The 17,765-nt window shown below is 77.0% G+C and carries 15 protein-coding genes; 10 read left to right on the top strand and 5 right to left on the bottom strand.

Annotated elements, in window-relative coordinates:
* Positions 1-68 precede the first annotated feature (68 nt).
* Complete coding sequence (locus ACQP1P_RS30245; protein WP_433075884.1) at positions 69-596, top strand: MarR family winged helix-turn-helix transcriptional regulator; 528 nt, start codon at positions 69-71, stop codon at positions 594-596.
* A 77-nt stretch (positions 597-673) separates the two neighbouring features.
* On the opposite strand, the gene ACQP1P_RS30240 is transcribed toward ACQP1P_RS30245, so the two are convergent.
* Both ACQP1P_RS30240 and ACQP1P_RS30235 read right to left on the bottom strand, forming a co-directional pair.
* Complete coding sequence (locus ACQP1P_RS30240; RefSeq protein WP_433075882.1) at positions 674-1,015, bottom strand: hypothetical protein; 342 nt, start codon at positions 1,013-1,015, stop codon at positions 674-676.
* 30 nt (positions 1,016-1,045) lie between these two features.
* The gene (locus ACQP1P_RS30235; RefSeq protein ID WP_433075881.1) at positions 1,046-2,485 is read right to left on the bottom strand and encodes a benzoate/H(+) symporter BenE family transporter; all 1,440 of its coding nucleotides are present in this window, start codon (positions 2,483-2,485) and stop codon (positions 1,046-1,048) included.
* Between the two features lie 51 nt (positions 2,486-2,536).
* On the opposite strand from ACQP1P_RS30235, the gene ACQP1P_RS30230 reads away from it, so the two are divergent.
* On the top strand, positions 2,537-3,094 hold the full coding sequence (locus ACQP1P_RS30230; RefSeq protein WP_433075879.1) for a helix-turn-helix domain-containing protein: 558 nt from the start codon (positions 2,537-2,539) through the stop codon (positions 3,092-3,094).
* A gap of 121 nt (positions 3,095-3,215) precedes the next feature.
* Here ACQP1P_RS30230 and ACQP1P_RS30225 read toward each other — a convergent pair whose 3' ends face one another.
* On the bottom strand, positions 3,216-3,803 hold the full coding sequence (locus ACQP1P_RS30225; protein ID WP_433075877.1) for an NUDIX domain-containing protein: 588 nt from the start codon (positions 3,801-3,803) through the stop codon (positions 3,216-3,218).
* A gap of 236 nt (positions 3,804-4,039) precedes the next feature.
* Between ACQP1P_RS30225 and ACQP1P_RS30220 the strand changes: the two genes are divergently transcribed.
* From ACQP1P_RS30220 to ACQP1P_RS30190, 7 genes are read left to right on the top strand one after another with little or no spacing between them, the layout of a single operon-like run.
* Positions 4,040-4,627, top strand: coding sequence for a chemotaxis protein CheW (locus ACQP1P_RS30220; protein WP_433075875.1), 588 nt, complete (start codon positions 4,040-4,042; stop codon positions 4,625-4,627).
* On the top strand, positions 4,614-5,963 hold the full coding sequence (locus tag ACQP1P_RS30215; RefSeq protein ID WP_433075873.1) for a CheR family methyltransferase: 1,350 nt from the start codon (positions 4,614-4,616) through the stop codon (positions 5,961-5,963). The genes ACQP1P_RS30220 and ACQP1P_RS30215 overlap by 14 nt, the downstream gene beginning before the upstream one ends.
* Entirely contained in the window at positions 5,960-6,592 is a 633-nt protein-coding gene (locus tag ACQP1P_RS30210; RefSeq protein WP_433075871.1) for a chemotaxis protein CheW, read from the top strand. The genes ACQP1P_RS30215 and ACQP1P_RS30210 overlap by 4 nt, the downstream gene beginning before the upstream one ends.
* Positions 6,593-6,601: 9 nt before the next feature.
* Entirely contained in the window at positions 6,602-8,077 is a 1,476-nt protein-coding gene (locus ACQP1P_RS30205; RefSeq protein ID WP_433075869.1) for a HAMP domain-containing methyl-accepting chemotaxis protein, read from the top strand.
* Positions 8,074-10,086, top strand: a complete 2,013-nt coding sequence (locus ACQP1P_RS30200; protein ID WP_433075867.1) for a hybrid sensor histidine kinase/response regulator — start codon at positions 8,074-8,076, stop codon at positions 10,084-10,086. The genes ACQP1P_RS30205 and ACQP1P_RS30200 overlap by 4 nt, the downstream gene beginning before the upstream one ends.
* Positions 10,083-11,147 carry a chemotaxis-specific protein-glutamate methyltransferase CheB gene (cheB, locus tag ACQP1P_RS30195; RefSeq protein ID WP_433075865.1) on the top strand — a complete coding sequence of 355 codons (1,065 nt, stop codon included), beginning with the start codon at positions 10,083-10,085 and terminating at the stop codon, positions 11,145-11,147. The genes ACQP1P_RS30200 and cheB overlap by 4 nt, the downstream gene beginning before the upstream one ends.
* Complete coding sequence (locus tag ACQP1P_RS30190; RefSeq protein ID WP_433075863.1) at positions 11,129-13,048, top strand: response regulator; 1,920 nt, start codon at positions 11,129-11,131, stop codon at positions 13,046-13,048. The genes cheB and ACQP1P_RS30190 overlap by 19 nt, the downstream gene beginning before the upstream one ends.
* 273 nt (positions 13,049-13,321) lie before the next feature.
* Here the strand turns inward: ACQP1P_RS30190 and ACQP1P_RS30185 are convergent, their stop codons facing one another.
* The gene (locus ACQP1P_RS30185) at positions 13,322-14,047 is read right to left on the bottom strand and encodes a TetR/AcrR family transcriptional regulator (protein WP_433075861.1); all 726 of its coding nucleotides are present in this window, start codon (positions 14,045-14,047) and stop codon (positions 13,322-13,324) included.
* A gap of 30 nt (positions 14,048-14,077) precedes the next feature.
* On the opposite strand from ACQP1P_RS30185, the gene ACQP1P_RS30180 reads away from it, so the two are divergent.
* Positions 14,078-15,190, top strand: coding sequence for an FAD-dependent oxidoreductase (locus ACQP1P_RS30180; protein WP_433075859.1), 1,113 nt, complete (start codon positions 14,078-14,080; stop codon positions 15,188-15,190).
* On the opposite strand, the gene ACQP1P_RS30175 is transcribed toward ACQP1P_RS30180, so the two are convergent.
* Positions 15,187-17,721: an AAA family ATPase gene (locus ACQP1P_RS30175; protein ID WP_433075857.1), complete on the bottom strand. Its 2,535-nt coding sequence runs from the start codon at positions 17,719-17,721 to the stop codon at positions 15,187-15,189. The two genes, ACQP1P_RS30180 and ACQP1P_RS30175, sit on opposite strands and share 4 nt — an antisense overlap.
* Positions 17,722-17,765 lie beyond the last annotated feature (44 nt).

Genomic DNA, 17,765 nt, shown 5'->3' with positions numbered 1-17,765 from the left:
GTATTCGGCCCTGGTAAATCCACCCGCGGCGCCCCCCGCGGCGGCCTCGCCCGTGCAACGATGGCGCGGTGACGACCGAGCCGCTCGTCGAGGCGCTGCTGGCGGTGAGCCGCAGCATGGTCGCGCTCGCCGCGCGCAACCTCACGGCGCTCGGGGCGGACGTGACGCTGCCGCAGTACCGCACGCTGGTCCTGCTGGCCGGCGGCGGCCCGCAGCGCAGCGCGGTGCTGGCCCGCGAGCTCGGCGTGGCCCCGTCGACGCTGACCCGCATGTGCGACCGGCTCGTGCGCAAGTCGCTGATCCACCGCTTCCACCGGCACAACGACCGGCGGTCGATCTGGCTGGGCCTGACCCCGGCGGGCCGCGACCTCGTGGGCCACGTGATGCGGGCCCGGCGTCATGAGCTGGAGGCGATCGTACGGTCGGCGGGCCTGACGGCAGCCCCGCGCGAGCTGACCCTGCTGCACGCGTTCGTGCGGGCCGCGGGCGAGCTGCCCGACGAGGAGTGGTGGGGCCGCTGGGAGGCCTCGGCCGACCCGGTGGAGGGCGCGCAGGCCATGCGCACGAGCCGGCTCGCCCCGAAGCCGCTCACCTAGCGGGTCTCGCCCCGGCGTCCCCCGCCGCCCCACGCGCTCATCTAGCAGGCTTGTCCCGCGTCCGCCCACGCGCTCATCTAGCGCGTCTTGCCCCGCGTCCGCGGCCGCCCCACGCCGTCGACCTCGGTGCAGAGGCCGTAGACGCGCGCGTGGCCCGTCCAGCCGTTGACGTGGCCGTGGTTGTTGCTGATCTGCACGCGGCCGGCGGCGTGGTCGACGGCGGAGACGAGATGCAGGTAGACCGTGCCGGCCACCTTCGCCAGCACGATGTCGCCGCGCTCGACGGCCGCCGGGTCGACCGGGGCGACGGTGACCAGCGCGCGGCTGCGGATCAGCGGCGTCATCGAGGTGCCGGTCGGGCGGAACCGCACCGTCGCGCCGGCGGCCACGCGGGTGGCCATGAGATCGAGCATGCCCATCGTGCGCACCACTGTCCCGGGCCGGGCGGCTCAGGGCGATGGATTTTCGGCCCGGTGATGCAGCAGCAGGGCCGCCAGGCATCCTGCGAGCAGGCCCCAGAAGGCGGAGCCGATGCCGAGGATCGTCGTGCCGGACGCGGTCACCACGAACGTGACCACGGCCGCCTCGCGCCCCTGGGCCTGCGTGACCGCCGAGGCCAGCGACGAGCCCAGCGCGGGCAGCAGGGCCAGGCCCGCGACCGCCACGACCAGGATCGGCGGGGAGAGCAGGACGAGGGCCATGGCCAGCGACGCGCCGAGGCCGAGGGCGAGCTGGCCGCCGCCGAGGGCCACCGTGGCGATCCAGCGCCGGCGCGGGTCCGGGTGGGTGTCGGGGCCGGCGGTGAGGGCGGCGGTGATCGCGGCGAGGTTGACCGCGTGCCCGCCGAACGGGGCCGCGAGCGCGCTGGCCGCCCCGGTGGCGACGAGCAGCGGGCGCAGGGGCGGGGTGTAGCCGTACGTCGCGAGGACCGCCATCCCGGGCACGTTCTGGGCGGCCATGGTCACCAGGAACAGCGGGATCGCCAGGCTCACCACGACCGACGGGTTCAGCGTGGGCACGGTCAGGATCGGGGCGGGCCGCAGCTCGGCCCCGCCCAGCGAGCCGCCGGGGCCGTGCACGGCGATCGCGGCGACCGCCGCGAGCAGTGCGCCGGGCACGGCCCACTGCCGGGCGAAGCGGAACAGCACCGCCCAGGTGAGCACGACCGGGGTGGCCAGCAGCGGCAGGTCGACCATCGCCCGCACCGGGGCCAGGCACAGGCTGAGGATCACCCCGGCGAGCATCGCGCCGGCGATCGGGCGCGGGATGGCGGCGATCGCCCGGGTGAGCCACGGGACCAGGCCCGCCAGGACCATGAGCGCGCCGCTGAGCAGGAACGCGCCAACGGCCGCCGGGAAGCCGCCCGGGACCGGGCCGGTCGCGGCGAGCAGGGCCGCGCCCGGGGTCGACCAGGCGATGGCGATCGGCATCCGGTACCGCCATCCGAGCCCGATCGCCGTGACCCCGATCGCCACGCACACGGCGAGCAGCCCGGATGCGGCCTGGGCCGGGGTGGCGCCGACCGCGCGGAGGCCGGCGAGCACGACGGTGAACGAGCTCGCGTACCCGACGAGCGCGCTCACCAGCCCCGCGAGCACGGCCGGCAGCTCCCGCCGCAGCCGGTTGCCCGCCACCTGCTCCTCACCCGCCGCTTGCTTGTTGCCCGCCGCCCGGTCCGCGCGCGTCGGCAGGTCCGTGCCCGCCGCCTGATCTGTGCCTGGCGGCCGGTCCGTGCTCGCCGGGTGTTCGGTGCTCGGCGGCTGGTCCGTGCCCGGCGGCTGGTCCGTGCCCGGCTCGTGGCCGGGCGGTCGTTCGCCGGTGGGCTCGTGCGCCGGTGGGCTGGTGGTCGGGTGCCCTTCGCCGGTCGAGTCCGGGGGTGCCTGGCGCATGCGTGGGACCCTTCGCCGATCGTTCCGCAAACGGAACGCAACAATAGCCACATGAGCGCGAGCGGAACAAGCCGCACGGGCGCCGAGTCCGCGGTGGGCGAGCGGCTGCGGCGGATGCGGGAGGCGCGCGGGCTCTCCCTGTCGGCCCTCGCGCGGGCGGCCGGCATCGGCAAGGCCACGCTGTCCGGTCTCGAGCACGGCACGCGCAACCCGACGCTGGAGACGCTGTACGCGGTGGCGGGGGCGCTGGGGGTACCGCTGACGGCTCTGGTCCTGAGGCCCGGGGATCCCCCGGCCGCCGCCGCCGACGTGCGAGGCGCGGCGGTGACCGCGACGCTGCTCGAGGTGTTCGAGGAGCCCGGGGCGACGTTCGAGCTGTTCTGGATGCGCGTGCGGCCCGGCGTGGCGCAGCGCTCCCCGGCCCACGCGCGGGGGGTGACCGAGCACATCACGGTCTACGGCGGGACGCTGCGGGCAGGGCCCGAGGACGCGCCCCGCACCGCCGGGGCGGGCGAGCACCTGACCTTCCCCGCCGACGTGCCGCACGTCTACGAGGCGGCGGGCCCCGACGAGGTGGTGGCGAACCTGCTGATCCGCTCGCCCCGCTGACGCCCTCGGGACGCGTCCACGGACCGTCGGGCTCGGCCGGCCGACCTGGTCGGGTAGCGCGTCGAGGGGCCGCCGGCTCGGCCGGCTGGCTCAGGCGATGCGCGTCCAGGGGCCGGCTGGCTCAGGCGGGGCGCGTCCAGGGGCCGGGGCCGTCGGGCTCGGTCAGCGCGGCGATCACCGCGAGCAGCTCCGGCGGTTCGAGGCGCCCGTCCAGCCCGGCCAACCCGTCCGGCCCGTCCAGCCCGGCCAGCCCGGCCAACCCGTCCGGCCCGTCCAGCCCGGCCAGTCCGGCCAACCCGTCCGGGGCGGCCAACCTGGCCAGCTCGGCCGGCTCGAGCCAGGCGTGGCCGCGCAGGCTCAGCGCCTCGTCCGGCAGCAGCCCGGCGCGCACCAGCGGCGGCGCCTCGGCGTCGAAGCGGGCGAGGAAGAACTGCTCCGGCCCGACGGTGTGGCAGCCGTTCCACCACATGTCGCGCTCGACGTCCACAAACCGGTCCAGCACCGCGGCGGCGTCGAGCCCGGTCTCCTCGCCGAGCTCCCGGCGCGCCGTGTCCAGCGGCGACTCGCCGGGTTCGATGCCCCCGCCGGGCGGCTCCCACAGCAGCGAGCCGTCCGAGGGGTCCTGCCAGTGCAGCAGCAGCACCCGCTCGGCCGCGTCCAGGCACACGATGCGCGCGGCCGGCCGGCGCCGAGGCTCCCCGTTGTCCACGCGCCGACCCTATCGGCCCGGCCCCCGCCCCGCAGCCCCGCCGAAGCCGGTGACGGACGTCCGCGCTCGCCCTCGTCGTGACGCTCGCGGTGCTGGTGATGAGCCTGTTCGCGGTGGCGTGGCGGCGCGCGGCCGCGGCCCGGGGCCGGCCGGGAGTCGTTGCCGTAAAACGAACATTTGCCGCGTTTACCGTCATATCCTGTGCCCAGCGCGGGTGATCAAGGGCGGGTGACCGGATGCAGGATCAGCTCATCTTCGGCGTGGGCCGGCTGCTGTGTGCGCTGCCGCTGGGCTGCGTCGCCGAGACCGTCCGGCCGCTGCCGGTGCAGCCCGTCGCCGGCGCGGGCGGGGCGCTGCTCGGGGTCGCCGTGATCCGGGGCGCGGCGGTGCCCGTCGTGGACACCGCGGCGCTGCTCGGCGATCCGGGGGCCCCGCCCAGCCGGTTCGTCACCGTGAACACCCCGGGCGGGACCGTCGCCTTCGCCACCGGGCCGGTCGTCGGGGTGCGCTGCGTGCCCCGCTCGGCCGCGCAGCCCTCGCCGGCGGCCGGGGGGCTGGTGGAGGCGGTCGGGGTGCTCGACGGACGGCCGCTGCTGTTCCTGAGCCCCGAGTCGGTGCCGGTGCGGGGGGCCGGGGCCGGGACTGAGGCACGCGGGGGTGGCCCGGTGGCGGTGCGGGGGGCCGGGGCCGGGACTGAGGCACGCGGGGGTGGCCCGGTGGCGGTGCGGGGGGCCGGGGCCGGGACTGAGGCACGCGGGGGTGGCCCGGTGGCGGTGCGGGGGGCCGGGGCCGGGGCGCGCGGGGGCGACCGTGCCGCCGCGTGAGCCGGACGGCGTCGCCCGGCTGCGGCGGCTGCTCGCCGAGCGGCTGGGGATGGCGTTCGACGACAACAAGGACGGGCTGCTCGCGGAGATCCTCCAGCAGCGGGCCACCCAGCACGGGCTGAGCGACCGCGGCTACCTGGACCGGCTCGGCACCGCGTGGACCGCCGAGCTCTCCGCGCTCGCCGAGGCGCTCACGGTCAACGAGACCTACTTCTTCCGCAACGTCGAGCAGTTCCGGGCGCTCGCCGACGTCGCCCTCCCGGCGCGGATGCGCGCCGGCGACGGGCGGCGCCGGCTCGACCTGCTGTCCGTGGGGTGCTCGACCGGCGAGGAGGCGTACAGCCTGGCGATGGTCCTCGCCGGCCGCGTGCCGCAGGCGTGGGAGACCTCGATCATCGGGCTGGACGTGAACCGCGGGGCGCTGCGCAAGGCGATGGCCGGGCGCTACTCGCTGTGGTCCCTGCGCGAGACGCCCGAGAGCGTGCGGCAGCAGTGGTTCCGCCCGGCCGCCGACGGGGTCGAGATCGACGCGCGGCTGCGCAACCGGGTCCGCTTCGTCGAGCACAACGTCGCGCGGGACGACCCGGTGCTGTTCGCGCCGGGGATGTACGACATCGTCTTCTGCCGCAACCTGCTCATGTACCTCACGCCGGACACGGCGCGCACGGTGGTGGAGCGCATCACGCGGAGCCTGGTGCTGGGCGGCTACCTGTTCCTGGGGCACACCGACACGCTCGGCCCGCGCCCCGAGGGCCTGGCCGTGCACCACTCGCACGGAACGTTCTACTACGAGCGCGTGGCGGTGGCGCCCCGGGCCGCCGAGCCCGCGCCGGCCGCCGGTCCGCCGCCGCGGGAGCGGGCCCTGGCGCTGCTGCGGCAGGAGCGGTTCGCCGACGCGCTCGAGGTGCTCGACGCCGTCGCGGGGGCCGAGGCCGACCGGCCCGAGACGTGGCTCGTGCGCGGGTGCGCGCTGGCCGGGCTCGGGGACACCGGGCGGGCCGCGGACCTGTGCCGGCGGCTGCTGGACCGCGACGCGCTCTTCGCCGACGCCCACCAGCTGCTCGCCGACTGCCACGAGGGCGACGAACAGCACGACGCCGCCCAGCGCCACCATCGCATCGCCGCGCAGCTCGACCCGGGCTTCGCGATCCCGCGGCTGCGGCTGGGGCTGCTGGCCCGGCGCGTCGGCGACCGGCGCACGGCGGAGGAGGAGCTCGATCAGGCCGTACACCTGCTGCGGGCGGAGTCCGAGGAGCGCATCGCGCTGTTCGGGGGCGGATTCGGCCGCGGCGCCCTGATCGCGCTGTGCCGGGCCGAACTGGCGGCGGTCTCGTGAGCACCGTCGCGCCGCCGCGCCCGGACGACCCGGCCGGGGCGCCGGCGGTGCCGGTGCAGGACGGGGGCACGCTGGAGCGCCGGCTCGCCGAGCTACGGGAGGAGTTCGACCGCTCGTTCGCCGACCCGCCCCGCGCGGCCGTCGCCGGCCACGACGACCTGCTGGCGATCCGGGCGGGCGGCGTGCGGTACGCGCTGCGCCTGACCCAGGCCGCCGGGCTGTTCCCCGACCGTCCCGTGACGCGGCTGCCGGGCCCGCTCGGCGCGCTGCTCGGGGTGGCGGGCTTCCGCGGCGCGACCGTGCCCGTGTACGACCTGGCGGCCGTGCTGGGCACGGGCGGTACCGCGGCCGGGCCGGCGGACGGCGGCACCGGCCCGCGCTGGCTCGTGCTCGCGGCCGGGCAGCCCGCCGTCGCGCTGGCCTTCGCCGAGCTCGACGGCCACCTGCGCATTCCCAGCGACCGGCTGGTGGAGGAGGCGGACGGCCACGGCCCGCACGGATGCCTGCGCGGGATCGTGCCGCTGCCCGACGGCGCCCGCCCCATCGTCGACGTGCCGGCGGTGCGCGCCGCGGTCCGGGCCGCCGTCGACGCCGTCACCGGGCCGGCGCGGCACACCGAGGAGCGATAGGGCAGGGACATGGCACGACAGTGGACGTACGGGCAGCGGCTCGGCCTGGGCTTCGTCGTCAACGCGGGGCTGACGCTGGTCACCGGGCTGGTGACCGTCTGGGCGCTGAGCACCGTGGTGGCGGGCAAGGACGAGGTCATCAACGTCGGCGTGAAGGGCCTCGCCGCGGCGCAGGAGCTGCGGACCGCCGTCGAGGCCAAGAGCAGCGCCGGGCGCGCGTACCTGCTCACCGGCGACGAGCGCTACGCCCAGCAGATCAGCGCCGCGCGGGGCCAGTTCGCCGCCGCCGCCGGGCGGGTCCGCGACGTGCTGACCGGCGCCCAGGAGCGCGACCTGCTCACCCAGGCGGTGGAGGGCGAGCAGCACCACCAGGACGTGCTGCAGGCTGTGATCAACCGGCGGGTCCAGCCCGGCGCCGACCTGGACGAGATCAGCGCCGCGTTCGAGACCAGCGTCACGCCGCAGCGCGACAACCTCGACCGCGAGATCACCGCGCTCGTCACGCTGCTCAACCAGGACCTGCGCACCCGCCAGGACGCGGCCTCGTCCCGCGCCGCCCTCTCCATCGGGGTCGTGATCGCCCTCGCCGCGCTCTCCGTCGGCTTCGGCGTCGTCAGCGGGGTGCTGCTCGCCCGCGCGCTCAGGCGCCAGGTGGCCGGGACCGTCGGGCACATCCGCAGCTCCTCGGCCCAGCTGGAGGCCTCGGCGGGGGCTCAGGCGACCGGCGCCCGGGAGCAGGCGACCGCGATGAGCGAGATCAACACGACGATCGAGGAGCTGCTCATCACCTCCCGGCAGATCGCCGAGGGCGCGCAGCGGGTGGCGAAGATCGCCGAGGAGACCGCGACCGCGGCCGGCTCCGGCGACTCCACGATCGAGGACGCCCGGGCCTCGATCGCCGCGATCCGCCGCCAGGTCGACCTCATCGTGCAGCACATGCTCGAGCTCGGGCAGCGCTCGCAGCAGATCGGCGGCGTGGTCGACCTGGTCTCCGAGCTCGCCGAGCAGACCAACATCCTGGCCATCAACGCGACCATCGAGGCGTCCGGGGCGGGGGAGTGGGGGCGGCGGTTCGCGGTCGTGGCCGACGAGATCCGCAAGCTGGCCGACCGTACGGCCGGCTCCGCCAAGGAGATCCGCGCGCTCATCGACGACGTCCGGGGCGCGGTGAACACCACCGTGATGGCGACCGAGACCGGGGCCAAGGCGGTCGACGCCGGCACCCGGCACTTCGACGCCGTCACCGCGTCGTTCCAGCAGATCGCCGACCTGGTGGCCTCGACCACGGAGTCGGCGCGTGAGATCGAGCTGTCCACCAAGCAGCAGGCGACCGCGGTCGAGCAGGTCAACGTGGCAGTCACCGACACCGCCCGGGTCACGCAGGAGAGCGAGACGAGCGCGGTGCAGACCCGCCAGACCGCCGCGCACCTGACCGGCCTGTCCACGACCCTGCTGCGGCTGGTCACGGCGGAAAACCGCGCATGACGGCGAAGGATCCGCTGCGGTACTTCCGCATCGAGGCCCGCGAGCTCGTCGACCACCTCGCGCAGGGCGTGCTCGACCTGCAGGGCGGCGCCGGGGACCCGGAACCCGTGGCCGGGCTGCTGCGGCACGCGCACACGCTCAAGGGCGCGGCGCGGGTGGTGCGCCAGAGCGGGCTCGCCGATCTCGCGCACGCGTTCGAAGAGCTGCTCGTGCCCTTCCGCGAGGGCGGCTCGCCGGACGTCCCCGCGCTGCTGCGGCTGACCGATGCGATGACGGCGGCCGTGGCGGCCCTCGAGCAGCCCGGGCTGCCGGACGTGCCGGAGATCTCCCCCGAGCCGGAGCGCGATGCCACCGCGGACGTCGACGACCTCCTCGAGGCGGTCGACGAGGCCCACGCCCGCTTCGCCCCGCTGCGCACGCACACCGCCGCCCTCGAACGGGTCCGGCGCTCCGCCGAGGCCCTCGCCGAGCAGCTGCGGGGCGAGCGGGGCGGCCCCGCGGCCGGCTCGGTCGCCGCCGGGCTCACGACGCTCGGCCGCCGCCTCACCGCGACCGTCGAGCAGGTCGCCCGCGAGCTCGACGACATCCGCGGCCGGGCCGAGCGCCTGCGCCTGGTCCCCGCCGCGACCGTCCTGACCACCCTGCACCGGGCCGTGTACGACGTCGCGAACACCGAGGGCAAGACGGTGCTCTTCGACAGCCACGGCGGCGACCTGCGCCTCGACCCGCACGTGCTCACCCAGGCCGGCAACGCCCTGCTGCACGTGGTCCGCAACGCGGTCAGCCACGGCGTGGAGCCCGAGGCCGAGCGCGTCGCGGCCGGCAAGGCGCCCCAGGGCCGGGTCAGCGTCGAGGTCCGCCGCCGCGGCCGGTTCGCCGCGTTCCGGTGCCGCGACGACGGCCGCGGCTTCGACCTCGAGGCGGTGCGCCGCCAGGCCGAGCGGCGGGGGCTGGTGCAGGCCGGCGCCGACGTGCGCGAGCTGATGCGCCTGCTCATGCAGGGCGGCATCTCCACCTCGGAGCGGGTCACCGGCGTCTCCGGCCGCGGCATCGGCCTCGACGCGGTCCGCGACGTCGCCGAGCGCCTCGGCGGCGAGGTGTCGGTGAGCACCGAGCCCGGCCGGGGCACCACCGTCGAGCTCACGGTGCCGCTCGCGCTCGTCTCGCTCTCCGGGCTCGTGCTGCGGGCCGGCGGGGTGCTCGCCGCGCTGCCCCTGGACGCGGTGCGCACCTGCGTGCTGCTGCCCGAGGTGGAGGCGTCCGCGGCCGCGGCGGCCGGGGCCCTCGCCCACGACGGGCGGGTGCTGCCGTTCCTGCCGCTGGCCCGGGTGCTCGCGCCCGCAGCGCCGCCCGGGGCCGCGGGCGGGGCCGTCGCCGTCGTGCTCGCCGCCGCCGAGGACGTCTTCGCGGTCGGCGCGGACCGGCTGCTGGGCACCTCGACGCTGGTCGTGCGGCCGCTGCCGGAGCTGGCCCCGGCGGCCGCGGTCGTCGGCGGGGTGTCGATCGACGCCGAGGGCAACCCGCGCATCGTGCTCGACCCGGCCGGCCTGGCCGCGTCCGCCGGGGCCGCCGGCAGCGTCGCGCCCCCGCCCGCCGCGAACGGCGCCGACGGGGCCGGCGAGGGGCCGCGGGAGCTCGCGCCGATCCTCGTCGTCGACGACTCGCTCACCACCCGGATGCTGGAGCGCAGCATCCTGGAGTCCGCGGGGTACCGCGTGGAGCTGGCCGCCTCCGCCGAGGAGGCGCTGGAGCGGGCGCGGCAGCGGCGCTACGCGCTGTTCCTCGTCGACATCGACATGCCCGGCCTCGACGGCTTCGCGTTCGTCGAGCTCACCCGGGCCGACCCGGAGCAGCGCGAGGTGCCCGCGATCCTGGTCAGCTCGCGCTCCTCGGCCGAGGACCGCCGGCGCGGGCTGGCCGCCGGGGCCTCCGCCTACATGGTCAAGAGCGAGTTCGACCAGGAGGAGCTCCTCGGCCACATCCGCGATCTCGCGGGGGCGCCGGCATGATCAGGGTGCTCGTCGTCGAGGATTCCGCCACGGTACGGCAGTGCCTGCGCGAGGCCCTGACGCCCGCGACCGGCTTCGAGATCGTGGGCGAGGCCACCGACGGCGCGCAGGCGGTCGAGCTCTGCCGGCGGCTGCGGCCGGACGTGATCACCATGGACGTGATGCTGCCGGTGATGACCGGGCTGGCCGCCACCGAGCAGATCATGGCGCTCGCCCCGACGCCGATCCTGGTGGTGTGCTCCGCCGACCGCCGGGAGCTGTTCACCACCTACGACGCGCTCGCCGCCGGGGCCGTCGACGTGCTGGAGAAGCCGCGCGGCGACGCCACCGACGACACCTGGGCGCAGCGGCTGCGCACCGCGGTCAAGGTCGTGTCCCGCATCCGCGTGGTCACCAAGCGGCTGGCCGGGGCCCCGACCGCCCCGCCGGTGGCCGCCCGGCCCGAGCCGGCCGCGGTGCGCGCGGTGCTCGTCGGCGCGTCGACCGGCGGCCCCGGGGCGATCGTGCGGCTGCTGCGGGCGCTGCCGGCCGGGTTCGCGGTGCCGGTGCTGTACGTCCAGCACCTGTCGGCCAACGAGTCCTTCGCGCAGGCGTTCACCGGCTGGCTGGCCGAGCAGACCGGGCACGTCGTCGGCTACGCCCGCGGCGGGGAGGCGCTCGGCTCGCTGGCCGGGCGGGTCACGATGGCCCCGCCCGACCTGCACCTGCTCGTGCGCGGCGGGCACCTGCACCTCAGCGCGGCCCCGCCCCGGCACTCCTGCCGCCCCAGCGTCGACACGCTCTTCGAGTCCGCGGCCGCGGACCTCGGCAGCGCCGCGGCCGGGTGCCTGCTCACCGGGATGGGCCGCGACGGCGCCGGCGGCCTGCTCGCGCTGCGCCGGGCCGGGGCGATGACGTTCGCGCAGGATGCGGCGAGCTGTGTGGTGTACGGCATGCCGCGCGAGGCCGCCGCGCTCGGCGCCGCCGCGGAGAGCCTGCCGCCGGAGCAGATCGGCGCCCGCCTGGCCACGCTGGGCGAGCGGCCGAAGGACAGGAGGCTCGCGTGGCGAACACCGTCCTGATCGTCGACGACAGCCTCACCGTGCGCATGGACCTGCACGAGGCCTTCGAGGACGACGGTTTCCACACCGTGCTGTGCGGCCGGCTCGGCGAGGCCGTCGACGCCCTGGAGTCCGAGCAGTTCGACGTCGCCGTGCTCGACGTGCGCCTGCCCGACGGCGACGGCGTCGACCTGCTGCGCCGGCTGCGCGCCCACCCCCGCCACGGCGACGCGGTCGTGCTGCTGCTGTCCACCGAGGCCGAGGTGCACGAGCGGCTGCGCGGCCTGCGCACCGGCGCCGACGACTACGTCGGCAAGCCCTACGACGCGGCCGTGGTCGTCGCCCGCGCCCGCGACCTGCTGCGCCACGGCCCCGTGGCCGAGAACCGCCGGCTCGTGCTCGTCATCGACGACAGCCGCACCTTCCGCGAGCTGCTGCGCCGGCATCTCACCGACAGCGGCTACGAGGTGGCGACCGCGGCCAGCGGCGAGGAGGGGCTGCGCGTGGCCGGGGTGCGCCGGCCCGACGCGATCATCGTCGACGGGGTGCTGCCCGGCATCGACGGCGCCACCGTCATCCGCCGCGTCCGCCTCGACGCGACCCTGCGCAACGTGCCCTGCCTGCTGCTGACCGCCTCCGACGACTACACCACCGAGCTGCAGATCCTCGAGGCCGGCGCCGACGCGTTCGTGCGCAAGCAGGAGGACCTCGCGGTCGTGCTGGCCAAGCTCGCCGCGGTGCTGCGCAAGAGCGCCGCCGCCCTGCCGCTGCCCGACGCCGGCGCCGTGCGCCCGGCCCGGGTCCTGCTCGTCGACGCCGACAGCCACTACCTGGAGACGATGACGACTCTGCTGCACGAGGACGGCTACGAGGCCGTGCTGGCCCGCTGCGCCGACGACGCCCTCGCCATGCTGGCCGTGCAGCCGGCCGACTGTACCGTCATCGACCTGCACCTGCCCGAGATCGACGGCCGTGACCTGTGCGACCGCATCCGGGCCGTGCCGGGGCTGCGCGACATGCCGGTCATCATCGTCGGCCACGACGACGTGCTCCTGGAGTGCCTGGCGGCCGGCGCCGACGACTACGTCCGCCGGGCCGACGGCACCGGCAGCCTGCGCGCCCACGTCCGGGCCCACCTGCGCCGCCAGCACCTGCACGAGCAGAACCGCCGCATCCGCGACGAGCTCGTGCGCCGCGAGATGGAGGCGGCCGAGGAGCGCGCGGCCCGCCGCTTCGCCGAGGCCCGCGCGGAGCTGGTCGAGGAGCTCGAATGGCGCAACCGCGAGCTGGAGGCGTTCAGCGGCTCCGTCTCGCACGACCTGCGCTCGCCCCTGCAGACGATCCTGAGCTACAGCGAGCTGCTGGCCGAGGAGGCCGACGAGCGGACGGCGGCGTTGCTCATGCGCATCAACGGCGCCGCCATCCGGATGAACGCGCTGATCGAGTCGCTGCTGCAGCTCGCGCGCGCGAACCGCGGCCAGATCCAGCGCCGCACCGTCGACCTGGCGGCCCTGGCCCTGGACGTGGTCGACGAGCTGCGCCAGCGCGACCCGTCCCGCACCGTGCGCGTCACGGTGGCCTCGCCGATGACCGCCGCCTGCGACGGTGACCTGGTGCGCGCGGTCTACGCGAACCTGGTCGGCAACGCCTGGAAGTTCACCGCACGCACCGTGGACCCGGTGATCTCGATCGGCTGCGACGGCGGGGTCTTCTACGTGCGCGACAACGGCGCGGGGTTCCCGGCGGACCGGGCGGAGGAGCTGTTCCGCCCCTTCGGCCGCCTGCACGACGCCGCGGAGTTCCCGGGCACGGGCATCGGCCTGACGACGGTGCAGCGCATCATCGACCGGCACGGCGGCCGGATCTGGGCCGAGAGCGAGCCCGGCCGCGGCGCGACCTTCTCCTTCACCCTCGCCGCCTGACGGGGGTGCCGCGCCGGTCGCGGGCCACGGCGTATCCCAGCACCACCACGGCGGACACGACGATGTGGCCCGGGGCGACGGCCTGCCGCCGGGCCTCGGCGCGCAGCTCACGCTTGCCGACGACGTGCCGTGCGATCGCCGCCCTGCTGGCCGTCGCAGAGGCGTGACCCGCAAGAGGTGATCACCGACGTCGTCGTGGTCCTCGTGGTGCGCCGCTCCGAGCGGCGCCGAGGACCCGCGCGGCGCGCGGGTCGGGACCGGCCGGCCGGCGGGTCACGTGCGGGGGTGGCCGGTGATGCCGTCCAGCACCGTGGTCAGGTTGTGGTGGAAGGTCTCCCCGGCGTCGAGGTGGGCGCCGTCGACGACGAGCCGGGCGACGGTCGGGTAGCGGCCGGTCTGCAGCATGCGGGTCAGGTAGGGCCCGAGCGCGGCCTGCCACGCGGACTCGTCGGTGCCGGTCGCGCGCACGGTGCGCCGCTCGGTGATCTCCCGGCGGAGCGCTCCGACGAGGAAGGCGTTCAGGGCGCCCAGGGCCCGCTGGAGATCGTCGATGCCGCGCACGCCGGGGGCCCGGGCGAGCGCCGCCGCGGTCGACTCGCCCACGGCCAGGGCGTGCGGTCCCAGGTGCGGCCGCGCGCCGAGCAGGTCGGCGAACCACTCGTGCTCCAGCGCGGCCTCGCGCGTGCGGTGCACGACGGCCAGCACCGTCTCGCGCCACCCGGGCGGCGGGTCGGCCTCGGCGATCTGGGCGTAGACGGCGTCGACCATCAGGTCGAGCAGCTCGGAGCGGTTGGTCACGTAGTCGTACAGCCGCATCGGCCCGACGCCGAGCGCCTTGGCGATCTTGCGCACCGACAGCCCGTCGAGGCCGTGCTCGTCGGCGAGGCGGATCGCCGTGGCGGCGATCTTCGCGCGGCTCAGCGGCACCGGCGCGGCCCGCGGCTGGGGCTCGGGGCGTTCCCAGACGGGCAGCGGTGCGCTACCGTACGACGTATCCATGAGGTACAGCGTACGGTAAGGGGAACGACGATGCGAATCGCGATCGCCGGCGGGGGCCTCGGCGGCCTGACGCTGGCCCGGATCCTGCACCGGCACGGCATCGGCGCGGTGGTGTACGAACGCGAGGCGAGCCGGTCCGCGCGATCCCAGGGCGGCCTGCTCGACCTGCACCCGGAGTCCGGGCAGCGGGCCCTGGACGAGGCGGGCCTCACCGGCGAGTTCCGGTCCGAGGCGCGCCCGGAGGGCGAGGAGCACCGCATCCTCGACCCGGCCGGGCGCACCCTCGTGCACCACCGGCCCGAACCGGGCTCGTTCGCCGGGCGCCCCGAGATCGACCGCCGCGTGCTGCGGGACCTGCTGCTCGACGCCGTCCCCGCCGGCACGGTCCGGTGGGGGCACCGGCTCGTCGCGGCGACCCCCCGGCCCGGCGGCGGCTTCGAGCTGGGGTTCGAGGGCGGCCGGGAGGCCGGCTGCGACGTCCTGGTCGGCGCGGACGGCGCGCGCTCCGTCGTCCGGTCACTGCTGACCGACGCGCCGCTGTCCCACGTGGCCACCCTGGCCGAGCTGGGCATCGCCGACGCCGACCGCCGCCACCCGGACCTCGCCGAGCTGGTCGGCCCCGGCAACCTCTGGTGCGTCGGGGCGAGCCGGATCCTGGCCGCGCAGCGCCTCGGCGACGGCGGCATCCGCGTCGGGATCTCCCTGCCCGCCGACGGCCACCCCATCGACGCCTACCGCGACAAGCACGCCCTGCTGGAGCTGTTCGACGGCTGGGACCCGCGCCTCACCGCGCTCATCGCGGCGGGCGACGGCCCGCCGACCCTGCGCCGGATCGAGGCGATGCCGGCCGGGACCCGCTGGGCCCACCGGCCGGGCCTCACCCTCGTCGGCGACGCCGCGCACCTCATGCCGCCGGTCGGCGAGGGCGCCAACCAGGCCATGCTCGACGCCGCCGAGCTCGCGGCCGCGCTCGCCGCCGACTCCGCCGACCCCGGCGCGGCGATCCGGGCGTACGAGGCGGCCATGTTCGAGCGCATCCACCCGGTCGCCGAGATGTCCGCCCGGGTCCAGGCCATGATGCTGTCCCCGACCGCCGCCGAGGACATCGTCCGCTTCTTCGCACCGCGGCCCACCGAGCGCTAGAGGGACAGGGCCGCCAGGTCGGTGCGGGCGGTCACGCCGAGCTTCGGGTACGCCTTGTAGAGGTGATAGGCGACGGTCTTCGGGCTGAGGAAGAGCTGTGCGGCGATGTCCTTGTTCGACAGGCCCCGCGCGGCCAGCCGGGCGATCTGCAGCTCCTGCGGCGTGAGCCGGGCCGCCGCCGGCTCGGGGCGCGCGGGCGAGGCCGGCAGGCCCGTGGCCGTGAGCTCGCCGCGGGCCCGCGCGGACCAGGGGCGGGCGCCGAGGCGGTCGAAGATCTCCAGCGCCTGGTGCAGCACCCGGCGGGCGTCGGCCTTGCGGCGGCCCCGGCGCAGCCACTCGCCGTAGGCCAGCGCCGTACGGGCGCGGTCGAAGTCCGGCAGGGCGAACTTCAGCGCCAGGCGGTACTCGTGCTCGTCCCCGGTCACCAGCGCCCGGCACCGGGCCAGGGCCGCCTGCGCCCACACGGCCCCGGTACGGTCGGCGAACGCGGCCAGGCGCGGCAGCAACGGTTCCACTGTGGACGGTGCCCCGGCCCGCACCGCGGCCTCCGCCAGATCCGGGATCGAGCGGACCGCGACCACCTGGTGCGGCGGCAGCGACAGCAGGCGCGCGGCCGCCTCCTCGGGCCGGCCCTCGCCCAGGTCCAGCAGCGCGAGCGCCCACTGGGCCCACCCGTGCCCGGCCGCCGGCGAGCCCGGCGCGGCCGCGGCCAGGGCGTCGGCGGCCGCGTCCCGGCACGCCGGGGCGTCGCCGGCCAGGGCCGCGAGCAGGGCCCGCACCGCCGACAGCTGACTGACCCACACCGTCTCGCGGGCCAGGTCCAGGCCCTCGGCCACGCTGATCGCGGCGTCGCGGTGCCGCCCCGCGAACAGCTCGCCCTCGGCCTGGAAGAACAGCAGCGCCGGCAGCAGCCCGGCCAGGCCCTCGGCGCGGCACCGGCCGGCCAGCGCCGCGGCGAGCTCGCAGGCGTCGGCGTCCTGGCCGGCGACGTAGCCGAACCCGCACACCTCGACGAGGTCCCGGACCGCCACGGCGGGGTCGAGCGCGCTGCGGCGGCCGGCGACCTCGGCCAGGGGGCGGGGCCGTCCCCGCGCGGCGGCGACGAGGTAGCGGGCGAGCGGGTCGTCGTCGAGGCGGGCCACGCGGTCGAGGCACTCGCCGAGCGTGGGTTCGCCGAGGTACCAGGCCGCGTGCAGCGCGTGGCGGAAGGCGCCCCCGTAGGAGATCAGGTCGTACGCGGCCCGGAAGTCGCCCTGCCCGAACCAGGCGTGGCCCTCGACCCAGCCGACGCGGGCCAGGAACTCGGGGCGCTGGTCGAGGCCGCCGGCCCGCTCGGCGAGCCGGACCGCGGCGGCGGGGGCGCCCGCCCGCAGGCCGTTCTCGGCGGCGAGCAACAGCCGCCGGGCCTGCTCCGCCGGGGTGGTGCTGAGCTCGGCGGCGCGCTCGTACGCGGCCGTGGCCGCCCCGTAGCCGCCGCGCTCCCGGGCCTTGTCCGCGCTGTCCTCCAGGGCCGCGGCGACCTCGTCGTCGGGGCCGGTGGCGGCCGCGGCGCGGTGCCAGGCGCGGCGGTCGGCGTGCTCGGGGCCGGTGAGCGCCGCGGCCAGGGCCCGGTGCGCGGCGACCCGCTCGGCCAGGGCCGCGCCATGGTAGACGGCGGCGCGCACGAGCGGGTGCCGGAACCGCACGCGGCCGCCGGCGAGCTCGACCAGCCGCGCCTGCTCGGCCGGGCGCAGGTCCTCGGCGGCGACGGCCCGCAGCACGAGCGCGAGGTCGCCGGAGTCCTCGGCCGCGGCCGCGAGCAGGGCCGCCCGGGTGGCCGGGGGCAGGGCCGCGACCTGGCCGTGGAACGCCTCCCGCAGCCGCTCGGGCAGCGGGCCGGCGTGCGGGGCCGCGGTGCGGGGCAGTTCCAGCAGGGCCAGGGGGTTGCCTTCGGCCTCGGTCAGGAGCCGATGTCGTACGGCCGGATCGAGCCCGGCCTCGAGCAGCCGCTCGGCGTCGGGCGGCGCGAGCCCCTCCACGTCGAGCACGTCGACGCCCACGGCGTCCAGCGCGCGGGCGGCGAAGACGATGACGACACCCTCGGCGCCGAGGCGGCGGGCGGCGAAGCGCAGCGCGTCCGCCGACACCGAGTCCAGCCACTGGGCGTCGTCGACCAGGCACAGGACCGGGCCGTCGGCCGCCGAGAGCAGGGACAGCACCGCGGAGCCGACGAGCAGCCGGTCGGCCTCGCGGGCCGGGCCGAGGCCGAAGGCGCCCGCGAGCGCGTCGCGCTGCGGGCCGGGCAGCCGGTCCAGGCGGTCCAGCACCGGGCGCAGGAGCTGGCTCAGGCCGGCGAAGGGCAGGTCGGCCTCGAACTCGGCGCCGGCGGCGCGCAGTACCGTCGCGAACGGCAGCTCGGCGGCCCACTCCAGCAGGGCGGTCTTGCCGATGCCGGGGCCGCCGCGCAGCACCAGGGCGCCGCCGGCCCCGTCGCGGGCCGCCTCGGCGAGGGCGCGCAGCCGCGCCTGCTCCTGGGTCCGGCCGATCAGCACGGTCCGACCCTACCGCCGGTACCCGGTACCTAAGCGATGCCGAT

This window comes from Dactylosporangium sp. CA-052675 (genome assembly GCF_050947935.1).
GTDB lineage: Bacteria > Actinomycetota > Actinomycetes > Mycobacteriales > Micromonosporaceae > Dactylosporangium.
The sequence above is the reverse complement of the archived record's forward strand: the minus strand, read 5'-3'. Positions and strand labels throughout refer to the sequence as shown.